We start from the raw sequence: 15,141 nt of genomic DNA on the forward strand, positions 1-15,141 counted from the left end.
ACCCCGGAGAAGCCCATGACCGAGACTCGAACCCCCGACGCAACCACACGCGACGCGATCACACCCGAGCGCCTCACCTCCCTCTTCCGACCGCGCAGCGTCGCGATGGTCGGAGCCTCGGACAAGTCGAACTTCTCGCGAGGCACCTACGCCAACCTGGTCAGGTTCGGGTACGCCGACCGCACCTTCCTGGTCAACCGTCGCGGCGTGGAGACGCACGGCCGACCGACGTACACCTCGTGCGCGGAGATCGGTCAACCGGTCGACCTGGCCTACGTGATGGTCCCGCAGGCCGGCACCCTCGAGGCCCTCACCGACGCCGCGGGCGCCGGTGTCCGCAACGCCGTGGTGCTCTCCTCCGGCTGGGGTGAGGTAGGTGAGGCTGGCAAGGCCGCCCAGGACGAGCTCGTCGCGCACGCCGACTCGCTCGGCATCACCCTGCTGGGTCCCAACCTGATCGGGTTCATCAACTTCGTCGACGGCGTCCCGGTCAAGGCCGGACCGGCCCCGCTCCAGGCGGCCGGTCCGGTGGCCATGATGTCGCAGAGCGGGCTGATCTCGGCTGCGATGCAGGACTACGCCTCGATGACGGGCGTCGGGCTGTCCTACGAGGTCACGTTGGGCAACGAGGCGATGGTCACGGCGGGGCACGTGCTCGACTTCCTGGTCGCCGACGAGACGACCCGCGCGATCGCGATGTTCCTCGAGACCATCCGCGAGCCCGAGTCCTTTCGCGCCGCTGCCCTGCGCGCCGCCGAGGCGGGGAAGGCCATCGTGATGCTCAAGGCGGGGCGCAGTGAGCTCGCCGCCCGCACCGCCGCGGCCCACACGGGGGCCCTCGTCGGCGACGACAAGGTCATCGACGCGGTGCTGCGAGACTTGGGCGTGATCCGGGTCGACACGATCGAGGACCTGATCACGACAGCCGGGGCCACAGCGGCCCTCGGACCGCTCAGCAGTCCCGGCATCGGCGTGGTCTCGCTGTCGGGTGGCGCCTGCGACATCATCGCCGACCTCGTCGAGGACGCCGAGTCGATGCTGCCCGCACTGGCGCCCGAGACCGAGGCGGAGATGGCGGTGTTCTTCTCCGAGCTCGGCACCGTCCAGAATCCGCTCGACATCACCGGCGCCGCCGTCATCAAGACCGAGCTCTTCACCCAGGCGATCACGACGATGTCCCAGGACCCCTCCATCGGTGCTGTCGCGGCCGTGCTCGGCATGCCGTGGCACGCCGATGGCCAAGGCGCCTGGCGGGGGATGGCGATGGCGAAGGCCATCGGCGAGGGCATGGCAGCAGCGCACTGCCCCACCCTGTGGGTCAACCAGGTGACCCAGCCCAACACCGACTACACCCGCGAGCTGATGGCCGAGGCAGGGGTTCCCTACGTGCTGCCCGGCATCCAGGCCGGCGTCACCGCGCTCAGCGGACTCTCCCGCTGGTCGCAGCGCCGTGGCGAGCTGGCCGAGGCGAGGGCCGTCCCCGCGCAGGACGTGGCTGTGCCCGTGCCCCTCGCCTCCGAGCGCACCGGCAAGTGGTCCGAGGCGGCGGCGCGAGGGCTGCTCGAGGCGGCCGGGATCCCGGTCGTCCCTGCTCGGCTGGTCACCTCGCCCGAGACTGCCGTGGCCGCGGCGGCCGCGCTGGGCGGACCGGTTGCGATGAAGGTGGCCTCGCCCGACATCCTGCACAAGAGTGACATCGGCGGAGTCCGGCTCGCCGTCAGCGGCGAGTCGGCCGTCCGCGAGGCGTACGACGCCGTCGTCCGCGCCGCGGAGCAGGTGCCCGACGCCAAGGTGGAGGGCGTCCTGGTCTCGCCGATGCGGGGCCCGGCTCCCGAGCTGCTGGTGGGCGTCGTGCGCGACGAGCAGTGGGGTCCGATCCTGGCCGTGGCCATCGGAGGCGTCCTCGTGGAGGTGCTCGACGACTCCGTGCTCACGACGCTGCCGGTGACCCCGAAGCGGGCCCGCACGCTGCTCGAGAGCCTGCGCGCCGCCGCGGTCCTCCACGGTGTACGCGGGGGACCGGCCGCCGACCTCGACGCCCTCGCCGCCGTGATCGCCCGGGTCGGCGATCTCGCTCTGGCGCTCGGAGACGACCTGGTCTCCCTCGAGGTCAACCCGCTGCGCGTCCACGGCACACAGGTCGAGGCTCTCGACGCCGTCGTCGAATGGCGCAACGCGTGAGCGCCCTGGACCCCCGCACGCCGGTGCTGGTCGGCGTCGGTCAGGCCTCCGAGCGGATCGGAGAGCCGGGCTACGAGGGGCTCTCCGCGGTGGGTCTCGCCGCGGCAGCCACGGCTGCCGCACTCCAGGACACCGCCACTGACGCCGCCGCGCTCGCCCGTGCGGTCGACACCGTCGCAGGGGTGCGACAGTTCGAGATCTCCGGCCCGCTGCCCTCGGCGCCGCTGGGCCGCTCGGACAACTACCCCCGCTCGGTCGCGCAGCGCGTGGGCGCCGACCCGGCGCGGGCGATCCTCGACGTCGTCGGGGGCCAAGGACCCCAACACCTCGTGACCGAGCTGTGCGGGGAGATCGCCGCCGGCCGTTCACAGGTGGCGCTGGTGTTCGGGTCCGAGGCCATCTCCACCGTGCGTCACCTGGCGCGCGCCGAGGACCGACCAGACTTCGCCGAGGAGGTCGGAGGTCAGCTCGAGGACCGCGGCCTGGGTCTGAAGGGCGTCTCCAGCAGGCACCGTGCCCTCCACGGCCTCACCGACGCGCCCAGCACCTACGCGTTGCTCGACAACGCACGCCGCGCCCGCCTGGGCCTCGGCCGCGAGGCGTACGCCGCGACCATGGGGAGGCTGTTCGCGCCCTTCACCAGGGTCGCGGCCCGCAACCCGCACGCGGCGGCACCCGCCGAGCGCTCCGCGGCCGAGCTGGCCGAGCCGTCCGAGCGCAACCGGATGGTCGCCGATCCCTATCCCCGGTTCCTGGTCTCTCGCGACCAGGTGAACCAGGGGGCCGCGTGTGTGCTGATGTCGGTCGCCGCGGCTCGGCGTCTGGGTGTGCCGGAGGAACGGTGGGTGTTCCTGCACGGTCACGCCGACACGTTCGAGCGCGAGCTGATGCTGCGCCCGGACCTGAGCCGCAGCCCCTCCGCGGTGCGCGCCGTGGAGCACGCGCTGAGGATGGCCGACGTCGGCCTGGAGGAGGTGGCGACGCTCGACCTCTACTCCTGCTTCCCGATCGCGGTCTCCAACGTCCTCGACGGTCTCGGACTGCGCGATGACGATCCGCGCGGCTTCACGCTGACCGGCGGGCTCCCGTTCTTCGGCGGCGCCGGCAACAACTACTCGATGCACGCGATCGCCGAGACCGTCGCGCGCTGTCGGGCCACACCTGGGTCGTTCGGACTGGTGGGCGCCAACGGCGGCTCGCTGAGCAAGTACTCCGTCGGCGTCTACTCGACATCCCCCGTCGACTGGACGGCGGACGACAGCGCTGCCCTCCAGGCCGAGCTCGACGCGGTCCCCGACGTGGGGGTCACCGAGCGCGCCGACGGGTGGGCCAGGGTGGAGACCTACACCGTCAAGCACGGACGAGACGGCACACGCACCGGCATCGTCATCGGCCGACTCGAGGAGACCGACGAGCGGTTCGTGGCGATGGCGCTCGAGGACGACGACGACCTCGTCGCGCTCCTGCTCGGCCCGGAGCCCTTCGGCCAGCGGGTCTTCGTCCGGTCCTTCGGCATCGGCAACCGCGTCGCGCTGACCGCGGAGCGGATGGAGCAGCTGCGCCCCACCCGTCCTCCCGGGCTGCGCCCGTCGTACGACCACCTCGAGGTCCGCCGCGACGGGCACCTGCTCGAGATCACGATCAACCGGCCAGAGGTGCGCAACAGCCTGCACCCTCCGGCCGGCGACGAGCTCGAGGAGGTCTTCGACGCCTACTTCGCCGACCCCGAGCTGTGGGTCGCCATCCTCACCGGCGCCGGGGACAAGGCCTTCTGCACCGGCAACGACCTCGGCTACACCGCCACCGGCAAGCCGCGCTACCTGCCCAAGACCGGGTTCGGCGGCCTCACCAGCCGTCGCGAGATGCCCAAGCCCGTGATCGCGGCGGTCAACGGCTTCGCCATGGGCGGGGGCATGGAGCTGGCGCTTGCCAGCCATCTCGTGGTCGCCGACGAGACCGCCCAGTTCGCGCTCAGCGAGGTGCGGGTCGGGCTGGTCGCTGGCGCCGGCGGCGCGGTCCGGCTGCCGCGGATGATCCCCGCCAAGATCGCCACCGAGCTGATCCTCACCGGCCGTCGGATGGGTGTTGAGGAGGCCGAGCGGCACGGGTTGGTGAACCGGGTGGCGCCTGCGGGACAGGCGCTGGCAGCCGCCCGCGAGCTCGCAGCAGAGATCCTCACCGCCTCGCCGACGTCGGTGCGGACCTCGCTGCGGCTGATGGCCGCGACCGCTGCGATCCCCGACGTGGTGGACGCCGTGACCGCGAAGTCCGAGGCCGTCGACGACCTGCTCATGAGCCTGGACGCCGCCGAGGGCATGACCGCCTTCGCCCAGAAGCGACCGCCGCGCTGGGTCAACCGCTGACCGACCGCGATCCACCATCCCCGACAATGTCTGGAGACACCTTGTGAAGACACCGATCTGCGACCTGCTCGGCATCGAGATCCCCCTACTCGCCTTCAGTCACTGCCGCGATGTCGTCGCGGCGGTCACCAACGCCGGCGGGTTCGGTGTGCTCGGCGCGTCCAGCCACACTGCCGACGAGCTCGAGGCCGAGCTGGCCTGGATCGACGACCACGTGGACGGGCGGCCCTACGGCGCGGACATCGTCGCGGCCGAGAAGTTCGAGGGCAAGGGCCAGGGGATCACTCCCGAGGACCTTCTCGCGCGGGTCCCCGACCAGCACAAGCGCTTCGTCGCGGAGCTGTTGCGCGAGCACGGTCTCGAGGCCGCCGAGGAGGCCGTCGCGCAGGTGGTCGGTCAGGGGATGAGCGACACGAAGGGGGAGATGCTGCTCGAGGTGGCGATGCGCCACCCGATCAAGCTCATCGCGAACGCCCTGGGCGTGCCGCCGTCGTACATGATCGAGGCAGCCAAGTCTGCCGGCATCCCGGTCGCCGCGCTGGTGGGCGCCAAGGAACATGCGGTCAAGCAGGTCCGGGCCGGTGTCGACATCATCATCGCGCAGGGCACCGAGGCCGGCGGTCACTGCGGCGAGGTGACCACGATGGTGCTGGTACCGGAAGTCGTCGAGGCGATCCGGCCGTACGGCGACGTGCCCGTTCTCGCGGCCGGCGGGATCGTCACGGGCCGACAGATGGCGGCCGCCGTGGCGCTGGGTGCCGCGGGGGCGTGGACCGGTTCGGTCTGGCTCACCACCCCGGAGGCCGAGACGGCCCCGCACACCGTGCGGAAGATGCTGGCTGCCTCCTCGCGCGACACGGTGCGCTCGAAGGGCCGCACCGGAAAGCTGTCACGCCAGCTCAAGTCCGACTGGACCGCCGCCTGGGACGGCCCAGGAAGCCCCGACACGCTGCCGATGCCGCTGCAGTCGTGGCTCAGCGAGCCCAGCCTGCGGCGCATCGACACGCTCGCCGACAAGGGGGACGCCGGCGCCCAGGCTCTCGCGACCTATTGGGTGGGCCAGGGCGTGGGCCTGATGAACAGCACGAAGTCGACTCGTGACGTCGTGCTGGAGATGGCCGAGGACTACATCGCCGCGACCGAGCGGCTCGTGGGCAGCCTCGGCGACTGAGGCCGGCAGCGAGGCCGGCCTTAACCGCGCAGCCTCAGTAGAGGCCGCCGTCGACCCGGATCAGCGCGCCGGTGGTGTACGACGAGGCGGGGCTAGCCAGGTAGAGCGCCGTGGTGACGATCTCCTCGGGATTGCCGGGCCGGCCCAGCGCGCTGCGGGTCCGGGTCCGCGCCTCCTCAGGCCAGGCGTCGGCGATGTCGGTGAGGAAGGGCCCCGCCGACAGCGTGTTGACCCGGACCTTGGGGCCGAACTCCCGGGCGAACACGTCGGTCAGCGTGTTCAGCCCGGCCTTCGACCCGGCGTACGGCCCGAAGGTGGGCTGGGGCATCAGCGCACCGGTCGAGGACACGTTGATCACCGACCCGCCGTCGCCGCGCGCCATCCGCGCTCCCACGAGCGACGTCAGCCGGAACGGTCCCTTGAAGTTGACGCCGACGACCTTGTCGAAGAGCTCCTCGGTGGTCTCCTCCGAGGAGGGGGCGACGGGGGACATGCCGGCGTTGTTGACCAGCACGTCGACCCGGCCGAAGGCGTCGTAGGCATGCTCGACGAGCGCCCCGATCTCGTCCCAGTGCCCCACGTGGCAGCCGACCGGCAGGGCCCGACGCCCGAGCGACTCCGCCTCACGGGCGACCTCCGCGCACGCGTCGAGCTTGCGGGAGGTGATGACCACGTCAGCGCCGGCCCGGGCGAAGGCCAGGACCATCTCCCGCCCCAGTCCGCGGCTGCCCCCGGTGACCAGGGCGACCTTGCCGGTGAGATCGAACGGGGTCCCGTCGTAGTCGCTCACAGCCCGTGCTCCGCCAGGACGACGGCGTGCTTCTGGCGTGCTGCTGCCAGCCGGGTCGGGATGTGCTCGGTCGGGAACCGGCCGGGCGCGGGCTCGTAGCCGCGCAGCAGCTGCTTGGCCACGGTCGTGCGGTGCACCTCGGTCGGACCGTCGGCGAGCGCCAGCTGCGGCACCTCCGCCCACCACTGGGCAAGCGGCATCTCCAGCGTCGTGCCCAGGGAGCCGTGCAGGTGCAGGGCGCGCTGGATGATGTCGTGCTTGACCTGCGCCATCGCCACCTTGCACATCGCGATATCCGTGCGGGCGGCGCCGTGGGGCTCGTTGTCGATGCGCCAGGCGGTCCGCATGACGAGCAGCCGGAACTGCTCGAGCTGGATCCAGGAGTCGGCGATCATGTGCTGCACGGACTGCTTGTCCGCGAGCCGCTCGCCCTGGGTGCGGCGCGAGAGGACGCGCTCGCACATCATGTCGAACGCGCGGCGCGCCTGGCCCACGGTGCGCATCGCGTGGTGGACGCGGCCACCGCCGAGACGGGCCTGCGCGACCTTGAAGCCCCCGCCGGGGCCACCCAGCATGTGGTCGAGGGGGACTCGCACCTGGTGGTAGCGGACGTAGCCGTGGATGCCCTCGTCGAGGTCGTCGCGCTCGCCTAGCGTCCCGACGTTGCGCAGGATCTCGATCCCCGGTGTCTCCGCGGGCACCACGATCATCGACATCCGCTCGTGGGGGCGTGCGTCAGGATCGGTCACCGCCATCACGATGAAGAAGGCGGCGTACCGGGCGTTGGAGGAGAACCACTTCTCGCCCTCGATCACCCACTCATCACCGTCGCGCCACGCCTGGCAGACGAACTCCTTGGGGTCGGAGCCGGCTTGCGGCTCGGTCATCGAGAAGCACGACACGATGGTGCCGTCGAGCAGGGGCTGCAGGAAGCGCTGCTTCTGGTCGGCGGTGCCGAACATCGCCAGGATCTCGGCGTTGCCGGTGTCGGGCGCTGCGGTGCCGAAGACCGTGGGCGCCCAGTAGGAGCGGCCGATGATCTCGTTCATCAGCGCGAGCTTGAGCTGGCCGTAGCCCTGACCGCCGAGCTCGGGTCCCAGGTGGCAGGCCCAGAGGCCCTCGGCCCGGACCTGCTGCTGCAACGGGGCCAGGACGGCCCGTGCCGCCTTGTTCTCCACGTCGTAGGGGTCACCGCCGTGGGGGAAGAGCAGATCGAGCGGCTCGCACTCCTCCCGGACGAAGGTGTCCATCCAGTCGAGCTGGGCCTGGAAGTCCGGGTCGACGGAGAAGTCCCACATGTGTGCTCCCTAGCGTTGTGTTCTGCAAGAGTAGAACCGTATTCTGACTATGACAACCCAGGATCGCAACGGACGAAGGTGGCAGATGACAACGACGCAGCAGGAGCTCATCGAGGGTCTCCGTGCACGGCTGGAGCACGGTGTGTCGCACTGGCGCGAGGGCGCGTCGGTCACGGACCTCGTGCCGCTCGCCGGCGGGTCCTCGAGCCTCACCTATCTGCTGTCGCTGGGAGGTGTCGTGGCCGAGGAGGAGCGGCTGGTCCTCAAGGTCGCCCCGCCCGGCCTGGCGCCGGTCCGCAACCGCGACGTGTTGCGCCAGGCCCGCCTGATGCACGCCCTGGCGGACACCCCGGTCCGGATCCCGCGCTCGCTCTTCGAGGACGCCGGCGACCCGCCGGCCGTTCCGCCGTACCTCGCGATGAACCTCGTCGCCGGCGAGTGCGTGGAGCCGGTCCTGCAGCCTGCTGCCGAGCGGCAGCCGGAGTCGGTCGTGCGGGCTCGGGCGTACGACGCGGCGCGGGCGCTGGCGGAGCTGCACTGCGTCGACCCTGCCTCGATCGACCTGGCCGGGAGCGGGCCCGGCGCCGACGCCGAGCTGGTGATGACCATCGAGGACGAGATCGCGCGATGGGTCCGGGCCTTCGAGACCGTGCCGGCCGACCTGCAGGGGGAGTACGTGCGCTGCGCCGCCGCGCTGCGGGCCACGGTGCCGCCGGCGATGCGTCCGGTCCTCACGCACGGCGACTACCGGCTCGGCAACACCCTGTGCGAGGGCGAGCGGGTCACCGCCATCATCGACTGGGAGATCTGGGCGCTCGGTGACCCTCGGATGGACGTCACGTGGCTGACCTTCTTCACCGACGAGGCGGCGCACCCGGCAGCCGAGCCGGGGGAGTCCGCGGGAACGCCCTCGAAGGCGGAGCTGATCGCGGCGTACGAGAAGGCGTCGGGCTCACCGCTCGCCGACATGGAGTGGTTCGACGCGCTCACGAAGTTCAAGGAGGCGGCCGCCACCGCCCTGCTGCTCAAACGTGGTCGCAAGGGCGGGGAGATGCCTCCCGCGCTGCAGCGGATGGTCGCCGGCGTGCCGCGGCTGCTCGACGAGGCGATGGCCGCGCTGGACTGAACCCGTTCGGGCGGGTTCTCAGCCCGGACGGACGGCGTTGAGGACGAACCGGGCGGCGTGGTCGATGTCCTCGTCGGTGGGGGAGGTGTCGCTCCAGACGAACCCCTCCAGGACACCGACGAGCGCGTGGGTGGCGAGGGTGGCGTCCCTCGAGGCGTCGCTCGCGCCCAGCTCCTCCAGCGTCTGTGCCAGCTGTGCGGCGAGCCTGGAGGCGAAGCTCTGCCGACCGGTCGGCGTCTGCACGCGTGCGCCCGACCTCCCCAGGATGTTGCGGCTGGCGGCGGCGAGCTCGGGTTTGCTCGCCTGGCTCATGAGGGCCGCCACTGCCGCGCGCAGACGTGCCTGCGGGGTGGAGGCTTCCGCCATCTTCGCCGCGACGTAGTCGACTGCGCGGGCCGCGCCGTCCTCCGCGACCGCGGCGACGAACTCGTCCTTGCTTCCGAAGTAGCGGTAGAACGCGTCGATCGAGACCTTGGCTGTCTTGACGATCTCGGCGACCTTGGGCTCACCGCCGGCGCCGAGGAGGTCGCGGCCGGCCTCGATCAGACGCGCGACCTCCGCCTCGGCGGCATCCTGGCGACGGCGCAGGCTGCGCCGCACGGCTTCCTCGGCGCGCGTGGTCGCGCCATCGCTGGACATCATCTGCTGATCCTAACCGGCATCAGAGCCTGTCAGAACGACGTTCTGCCGCTCGCGCTGGAGGTCAGCCCCGAAGTCGGAGCAGGCCCTCCTGCATCGTGGTCGCGCACAGACGCCCCTCACGGTCGAAGACCTCGCCGTGGGCCAGGGCGCGGGCTCCGCCGGCCCACCGGCTCTCCTGCTGATAGAGGAACCACTCGTCCAGCCGGACCGGGTGGTGGAACCACACCGTGTGGTCGACGGTCGCGAACTGCAGCTGTCCGCCCTGCAGGGTCAGCTCGTGCGGACCGAGCGCGCTCGAGAGCAGCAGCAGGTCGGAGACGAAGGCGAGCGCTGCGTCCTGCTCGCGACGGCCGCCCTCGACCGGCCGGCGCAGGCGGAGCCAGGCCCGCTGCGTGGGCGGTTGTGGGTGGCCCTGGGCGGCGGCGGCGCGAGCGGGGAGTTCGGGGAAGCGGATCTCGACCTGGCTGCCCTCGGAGAGCCAGTGGACCCACTGCAGGTTGTCGGGGTCGTCGGCGAACATCTCCTCGGGTGGCGCGACCTCGTCCGGGTCGGGCGCGTGGACAACGGGGACCTGGTGGCTCAGCCCGTCCTCGCTGCGTTGGTACGACGCGGTGCCGGTGAAGATGACTTTGTCCTTCTGGACCGCCTCCACGCGGCGCGCCGTGAACGAGCCCCCGTCGCGGACCTCGGTCACCTCGAAGTCGATCGGAACGGTGGTGTCGCCGGGGCGCAGGAAGTGCATGTGCATCGAGTGGATGTGGCGGTCCTCGGGCACCGTGCGTCCGGCGGCCGCGACCGCCTGGCCCGCGACCTCCCCGCCGTAGGTCCGGCGCGCCGGAGGTGGCTGGGTGCGTCCGCGGAACCTCAGCGGGCCCAGCGGCTGGAGCCGCAGGATCTCCGTGACTCCCGGGACGGCGGAGGTCGGCGTAGCGGCAGGCGTGGCGGCTGCGGTGAAGGGGCTGCTGGTCATGTCGGCGCCTCCGAGTGTTGAGTGCCCTGCTCGGGCTGGATACAGTAATATCATTAAACCGTTCGCCGATGTAGGAGCTCCCATGACCGAAGCAGTGATCGTCAGCGCCGTACGCACCCCGATCGGCGTGGCCTACAAGGGCACGCTGCGCGACACCCCCGCCGAGGAGCTGGCCGCGCTGGTCGTCTCCGAGGCGCTCACCCGCTCCGGCCTGTCGGGCGACAGCGTCGACGACGTGATCCTGGCCGAGGAGCTCTACGGCGGTGGCGACACCGCTCGCCACGCCGCGCACGCCGCCGGCCTGCTGCGGGTCCCCGGCCAGTCGGTCAACCGGCACTGCGCTGGCGGGCTGACCGCGATCGGCAATGCGGCGGCCAGCATCCGCGCCGGCATGGACCGGGCCGTCATCGCCGGCGGCGTCCAGTCGAGCTCGACCGCGCCGCAGACCGCATGGCGTGTTCCTGGAGCCGAGCAGCCGCACATCGGGCTGCGGCCCACGTTTACCTACGCCGACGACGCCACCGACGACGTGACGCTCTCGGTCGGCTGGAACGTCGCGCAGGAGGTGGGCATCACCCGCGAGGAGATGGACGCCTGGGCGCTGCGCTCGCATCAGCGCGCCGTCGCGGCGATCGACGCCGGCACCTTCGACGACGAGATCGTGCCGGTCAAGGTCACCCAGGCGGACGGCGCGGTGGTCGAGTTCGCCGTCGACGAGCAGCCGCGCCGCGGCTCGACCGCCGAGAAGCTGGCCAGCCTCAAGGGCCTGCACCCGGAGATCGACGGCTTCTCGATCACCGCCGGCAACGCCTCCGGCATCAACGACGCCGGGGCCGCCGTCATGGTCGTCAGCGACGAGCTCGCCGCCGAGCAGGGGCTGACGCCGCTGGCGAAGGTCCTCGCGTGGGCGGCCATCGGCGTCGAGCCGCGTCGTACGGGCATGGGAGGGGTGGAGGTCATCCCGCTGGTCCTCGAGCGTGCCGGGCTCACCGTGGCCGACGTCGACCTGTGGGAGATCAACGAGGCCTTCGCCTCGGTCCCCGTGGCGGCCTGCAAGACGCTGGGCATCGACGAGGCCAAGGTCAACGTGCACGGCAGCGGCTGCAGCCTGGGCCACCCGGTGGGCGCCTCTGGGGCGCGGATGGTGACCACGCTCGTGCACGAGCTCAAGCGCCGTGGCGGCGGGATCGCCGTCGCGTCGATGTGCGCCGCCGGCGGCCAGGGTGGAGCGGTCGTGCTCGAGGTCCTCTGACCAGGGCCCCAACAGATCACGCCCAGGGCCGCACCGGGAGACCGGGTCGGCGCTGGGCGTGATGCTTTGTGCCGGAGGCGCGATCAGCGAGGCGCGAAGCGCATGCCCGCGTCGAGGCGCAGGCACTGGCCGTTGAGCATGCCGTTCTCGGCGATCGCGACGGCGAGTTTGGCGTACTCGTCGGGGCGACCCATCCGCTTGGGGAAGGCGTTGCCGGCCACCAGCGGCGGGATCATGTCGTCCGGCAGGCCGGCGACGGCCCCGGTGGCGAAGAGGCTCGGCGCGATGGCGAGCACGCGGATGCCGAAGCTGCCCAGGTCGCGGGCCATCGTCAGCGTCATCCCGGCGATGCCGGCCTTCGCCGCGGAGTAGGCGACCTGGCCGATCTGGCCCTCGAAGGCGGCGATGGAGGCGGTGTTGATGATGACGCCGCGCTCGCCGTCCTCGTCGGGCTCGCCCTGGCTCATCGCCTCGGCCTGCAGCCGGTTGAGGTTGAAGGTGGAGACGAGGTTCAGGTTGATCACCGACTCGAAGTCCGCGAGAGGGTGGGGGCCCTGCTTGCCGAGCGTCTTGCCAACGATGCCGCCGCCGGCGGTGTTCACCGCGATGTGGAGTCCGCCAAGCTGATCGACCGCCGTACGCAGCGCGGTCTCGATGCCGGCGTGGTCGGTGATGTCGCCGGCGTGGAAGCTGCCGTCGATGGCGGAGGCGATCTCCTCGCCCGACCCGCCGGGCCTGTCCAGGATGGCGACCTTCGCGCCGCGCTCGGCGAGAGCCTCGGCCGAGGCTCGGCCCATGCCGGAGGCCCCTCCGACGACGATGGCCAGCTTGCCCTTGATGTCCATGCAGATCTCTTTCCTGTGTCTGTTCGGGCCGACTCGGGGTGAATCGGGCGTAGCTCGTGCCGACCGGACTCAGAAGCCGAGGTCGCGACCGATCAGGTCCTTCATGATCTCGGTGGTGCCGCCGAGGATCGTGGAGATGCGGACGTCCTGGTAGGACCTGGCCACCGGGTACTCCAGCATGTAGCCGTAGCCGCCGTGCAGTTGCAGGCACTGGTCCACGACCTTCTTGTGCAGCTCGGTGCACCACCACTTGGCCTTGGCGGCGTCGACGGCGGTCAGCGAGTCGTCGAGGACCCGCCGGATGCACTCGTCCACATAGATCCGGGCGATGTCGAGCTCGGTGGACATCTCGGCGATCGTGAACCGGTTGGCCTGGAAGGACCCGATCGCCTGGCCGAAGGCCTCGCGCGACTTCGCGTACTCCAGGGTCTGCTCGAGCGTGCGCTCGGCGCCCGCGATCGCCGAGATCGCGATCGAGAGTCGCTCGGAGGGGAGGTTCTCCATCAGGTGGTAGAAGCCACGGCCCTCCTTGCCGATCAGGTTCGTCACCGGGACGCGACAGTCGGAGAAGAAGAGCTCGGCCGTGTCCTGGGCGTGGTGGCCCATCTTCTTGAGCTTCTGGCCGCGCTCGAAACCGGGGGTGTCGCGCTCGACGACGATCAGCGAGAAGCCCTTGTGGCCGGCCTCGGGGTCGGTGCGACACACGACGATCACGGCGTCGGACAGGATGCCGTTGGAGATGAACGTCTTCTGGCCGTTGATCACCCACTCGTCGCCCTCCCTGACCGCGGAGGTGCGGATGCCGGCGAGGTCGCTGCCGGCGCCGGGCTCGCTCATCGCGATCGCGAAGGTCAGGTCGCCCGCGGCCAGGCCGGTAAGCCATCGCTGGCGCTGCTCCTCGCTCGTCAGGCGCAGGAGGTACGGCGCGACGATGTCGTTGTGCAGGGTCAGGGCGGGGCCGCTGAGCCCCGACGTGGCCAACTCCTCGGCGACGATCGCGTTGTAGCGGAAGTCGTCGACCCCCATCCCGCCGTACTCCTCGGGGACGGAGAAGCCGAGCACCCCGGCGGTAGCGGCGGCCTTGTAGACCGAGGGGTCGACTTGGCCGTTGCGCTCCCACTCCTCGTGATGGGGCGCGACCTCGCGGGCGAGGAACTCCCGGACCAGGGTGCGGAACTCGTCGTGCTCGGGGGTGAAGACCGTGCGTGATGCAGCCATCTGGGATCCCTTCAAAAATGTCGTTACGACAGTTTAATCAGTAAACTGATTATGTGCTAGCGTTCCCGTCATGAACGACGTGCAGCCGTCCGCCGCGGACGCCTCGATCGCCTCCGACGGAGGGTACGCAGCCTCGACTACGGGTGGCCCTCTGAGTGGGCTCCGCGTGGTCGAGATGGCGGGGATCGGCCCCGGACCGTTCGCCTGCCTCCTGCTCGCCGAGTTGGGCGCGGAGGTGGTCCGCGTGGACCGTCCCGGTGGCGGTGGGCCTGCTGTGGCGGCCTCCGACGGTCTCAACCGGAGTCGCACCACCATCGGTGTCGACCTCAAGCACCCGCAGGGCCGCGAGGTGGTGCTGCGACTGGTCGAGCGGGCCGACATCCTCATCGAGGGCTGGCGTCCTGGCGTGGCCGAGCGGCTGGGCATCGGGCCCGGGGACTGTCAGGCCCGCAACCCTCGTCTGGTCTACGGCCGGATGACAGGGTGGGGCCAGAACGGGCCGCTTGCCAAGGTCGCCGGGCACGACATCAACTACGCCGCGTTGACCGGAGCCTTGCATGTCTCTGGATCGGCGGATAAACCTCGCCAGGCAGTCAACCTGGTCGCCGACTTCGGGGGCGGGGCTCTCTATCTCCTCACGGGTGTGCTGGCTGCCCTGCACGAGCGGCAGAACAGCGGCCGTGGACAGGTCGTCGACGCCGCCATGGTCGACGGGGCCGCGTCGTTGATGACGATGATCTACGGCATGCACGCCACGGGAGCGTGGGAGGACCGCCGCGAGGCGAACCTCCTCGACGGGGGCGCGCCCTTCTACGACACCTATCGCTGTGCCGACGACCGGCACGTCGCAGTCGGCGCGATCGAGCCTCAGTTCTACGCGGCCCTGCTCCGCGGTCTCGGGGTCACTGCCGAGGGCGACCAGCTCGACCAGGAGCACTGGCCCGCCCACCGCAAGCTCTTCGCCGACACCTTCGCGAGCCGCACCCGCGACGAGTGGACGACCGTCTTCGAGGGCACCGACGCGTGCGTCTCACCGGTGCTGGGGCTCGAGGAGGCTCCGCATCACCCGCACATGGCGGCCCGCGGCGTCTTCGGCCGGTCACCGGCGGGGGACGGCCACGAGCCACGGGTCGCCCCGCGCTTCTCCCGCTCGCCGGGACTCGAGCCCAGTGCGGCGCGGCGTTCCGGTGACGACACCGAGATGGCCCTGCTGCGCGCGGGCTTCTCGGCGGACGAGATCCAGACGCTGGTGTCGGCCGGCGCCGTCCAGCAAGGCTGAGCCCGG

Annotated in this window: 12 protein-coding genes; 6 read left to right on the plus strand and 6 right to left on the minus strand. The window is 71.2% G+C overall.

Annotation, left to right across the window (positions count from 1 at the left end):
• Nucleotides 1-15 precede the first annotated feature (15 nt).
• Genes ACYU7L_RS12430 through ACYU7L_RS12440 form a run of 3 tightly spaced genes read left to right on the plus strand, consistent with a single transcriptional unit; the run spans nucleotide 16 to nucleotide 5,715 of the window.
• Nucleotides 16-2,181 (plus strand): acetate--CoA ligase family protein, encoded by a 2,166-nt coding sequence (locus tag ACYU7L_RS12430; protein ID WP_460796987.1) that lies wholly within the window; start codon nucleotides 16-18, stop codon nucleotides 2,179-2,181.
• Entirely contained in the window at nucleotides 2,178-4,544 is a 2,367-nt protein-coding gene (locus ACYU7L_RS12435; RefSeq protein WP_460796991.1) for an acetyl-CoA acetyltransferase, read from the plus strand. Before ACYU7L_RS12430 ends, ACYU7L_RS12435 begins: the two co-directional genes overlap by 4 nt.
• A gap of 43 nt (nucleotides 4,545-4,587) precedes the next feature.
• Nucleotides 4,588-5,715, plus strand: coding sequence for a nitronate monooxygenase (locus ACYU7L_RS12440; RefSeq protein WP_460796994.1), 1,128 nt, complete (start codon nucleotides 4,588-4,590; stop codon nucleotides 5,713-5,715).
• A 34-nt stretch (nucleotides 5,716-5,749) separates the two neighbouring features.
• Here the strand turns inward: ACYU7L_RS12440 and ACYU7L_RS12445 are convergent, their stop codons facing one another.
• Both ACYU7L_RS12445 and ACYU7L_RS12450 read right to left on the minus strand, forming a co-directional pair.
• Nucleotides 5,750-6,505 carry an SDR family NAD(P)-dependent oxidoreductase gene (locus tag ACYU7L_RS12445; protein WP_460796998.1) on the minus strand — a complete coding sequence of 252 codons (756 nt, stop codon included), beginning with the start codon at nucleotides 6,503-6,505 and terminating at the stop codon, nucleotides 5,750-5,752.
• Nucleotides 6,502-7,803: an acyl-CoA dehydrogenase family protein gene (locus tag ACYU7L_RS12450; RefSeq protein WP_460797002.1), complete on the minus strand. Its 1,302-nt coding sequence runs from the start codon at nucleotides 7,801-7,803 to the stop codon at nucleotides 6,502-6,504. Before ACYU7L_RS12450 ends, ACYU7L_RS12445 begins: the two co-directional genes overlap by 4 nt.
• Nucleotides 7,804-7,888: 85 nt before the next feature.
• On the opposite strand from ACYU7L_RS12450, the gene ACYU7L_RS12455 reads away from it, so the two are divergent.
• A complete protein-coding gene (locus ACYU7L_RS12455) occupies nucleotides 7,889-8,929 on the plus strand; it encodes a phosphotransferase family protein (RefSeq protein ID WP_460797004.1) in 1,041 nt (346 codons plus the stop codon).
• An 18-nt stretch (nucleotides 8,930-8,947) separates the two neighbouring features.
• On the opposite strand, the gene ACYU7L_RS12460 is transcribed toward ACYU7L_RS12455, so the two are convergent.
• On the minus strand, nucleotides 8,948-9,571 hold the full coding sequence (locus ACYU7L_RS12460) for a TetR/AcrR family transcriptional regulator (protein WP_460797007.1): 624 nt from the start codon (nucleotides 9,569-9,571) through the stop codon (nucleotides 8,948-8,950).
• A gap of 61 nt (nucleotides 9,572-9,632) precedes the next feature.
• On the minus strand, nucleotides 9,633-10,541 hold the full coding sequence (locus ACYU7L_RS12465) for an acyl-CoA thioesterase (protein ID WP_460797010.1): 909 nt from the start codon (nucleotides 10,539-10,541) through the stop codon (nucleotides 9,633-9,635).
• A gap of 82 nt (nucleotides 10,542-10,623) precedes the next feature.
• On the opposite strand from ACYU7L_RS12465, the gene ACYU7L_RS12470 reads away from it, so the two are divergent.
• On the plus strand, nucleotides 10,624-11,793 hold the full coding sequence (locus ACYU7L_RS12470) for a thiolase family protein (RefSeq protein WP_460797012.1): 1,170 nt from the start codon (nucleotides 10,624-10,626) through the stop codon (nucleotides 11,791-11,793).
• An 83-nt stretch (nucleotides 11,794-11,876) separates the two neighbouring features.
• Here ACYU7L_RS12470 and ACYU7L_RS12475 read toward each other — a convergent pair whose 3' ends face one another.
• Together ACYU7L_RS12475 and ACYU7L_RS12480 are read right to left on the minus strand one after the other, a co-directional pair.
• Complete coding sequence (locus ACYU7L_RS12475) at nucleotides 11,877-12,638, minus strand: SDR family NAD(P)-dependent oxidoreductase (RefSeq protein ID WP_460797015.1); 762 nt, start codon at nucleotides 12,636-12,638, stop codon at nucleotides 11,877-11,879.
• Nucleotides 12,639-12,707: 69 nt separating this feature from the next.
• On the minus strand, nucleotides 12,708-13,856 hold the full coding sequence (locus tag ACYU7L_RS12480; protein WP_460797017.1) for an acyl-CoA dehydrogenase family protein: 1,149 nt from the start codon (nucleotides 13,854-13,856) through the stop codon (nucleotides 12,708-12,710).
• A gap of 70 nt (nucleotides 13,857-13,926) precedes the next feature.
• On the opposite strand from ACYU7L_RS12480, the gene ACYU7L_RS12485 reads away from it, so the two are divergent.
• Nucleotides 13,927-15,135 (plus strand): CaiB/BaiF CoA transferase family protein, encoded by a 1,209-nt coding sequence (locus tag ACYU7L_RS12485; protein ID WP_460797020.1) that lies wholly within the window; start codon nucleotides 13,927-13,929, stop codon nucleotides 15,133-15,135.
• Nucleotides 15,136-15,141 lie beyond the last annotated feature (6 nt).

This window comes from Nocardioides pacificus (assembly GCF_054775955.1).

Coding starts and splice junctions, on each gene's coding strand:
- ACYU7L_RS12475 (WP_460797015.1), bottom strand. CDS start 12,638: ATGGACATCAAGGGCAAGCTGGCCATCGTCGTCGGAGGGGCCTCCGGC.
- ACYU7L_RS12480 (WP_460797017.1), bottom strand. CDS start 13,856: ATGGCTGCATCACGCACGGTCTTCACCCCCGAGCACGACGAGTTCCGC.
- ACYU7L_RS12470 (WP_460797012.1), top strand. CDS start 10,624: ATGACCGAAGCAGTGATCGTCAGCGCCGTACGCACCCCGATCGGCGTG.
- ACYU7L_RS12460 (WP_460797007.1), bottom strand. CDS start 9,571: ATGATGTCCAGCGATGGCGCGACCACGCGCGCCGAGGAAGCCGTGCGG.
- ACYU7L_RS12455 (WP_460797004.1), top strand. CDS start 7,889: ATGACAACGACGCAGCAGGAGCTCATCGAGGGTCTCCGTGCACGGCTG.
- ACYU7L_RS12465 (WP_460797010.1), bottom strand. CDS start 10,541: ATGACCAGCAGCCCCTTCACCGCAGCCGCCACGCCTGCCGCTACGCCG.
- ACYU7L_RS12485 (WP_460797020.1), top strand. CDS start 13,927: ATGAACGACGTGCAGCCGTCCGCCGCGGACGCCTCGATCGCCTCCGAC.
- ACYU7L_RS12430 (WP_460796987.1), top strand. CDS start 16: ATGACCGAGACTCGAACCCCCGACGCAACCACACGCGACGCGATCACA.
- ACYU7L_RS12450 (WP_460797002.1), bottom strand. CDS start 7,803: ATGTGGGACTTCTCCGTCGACCCGGACTTCCAGGCCCAGCTCGACTGG.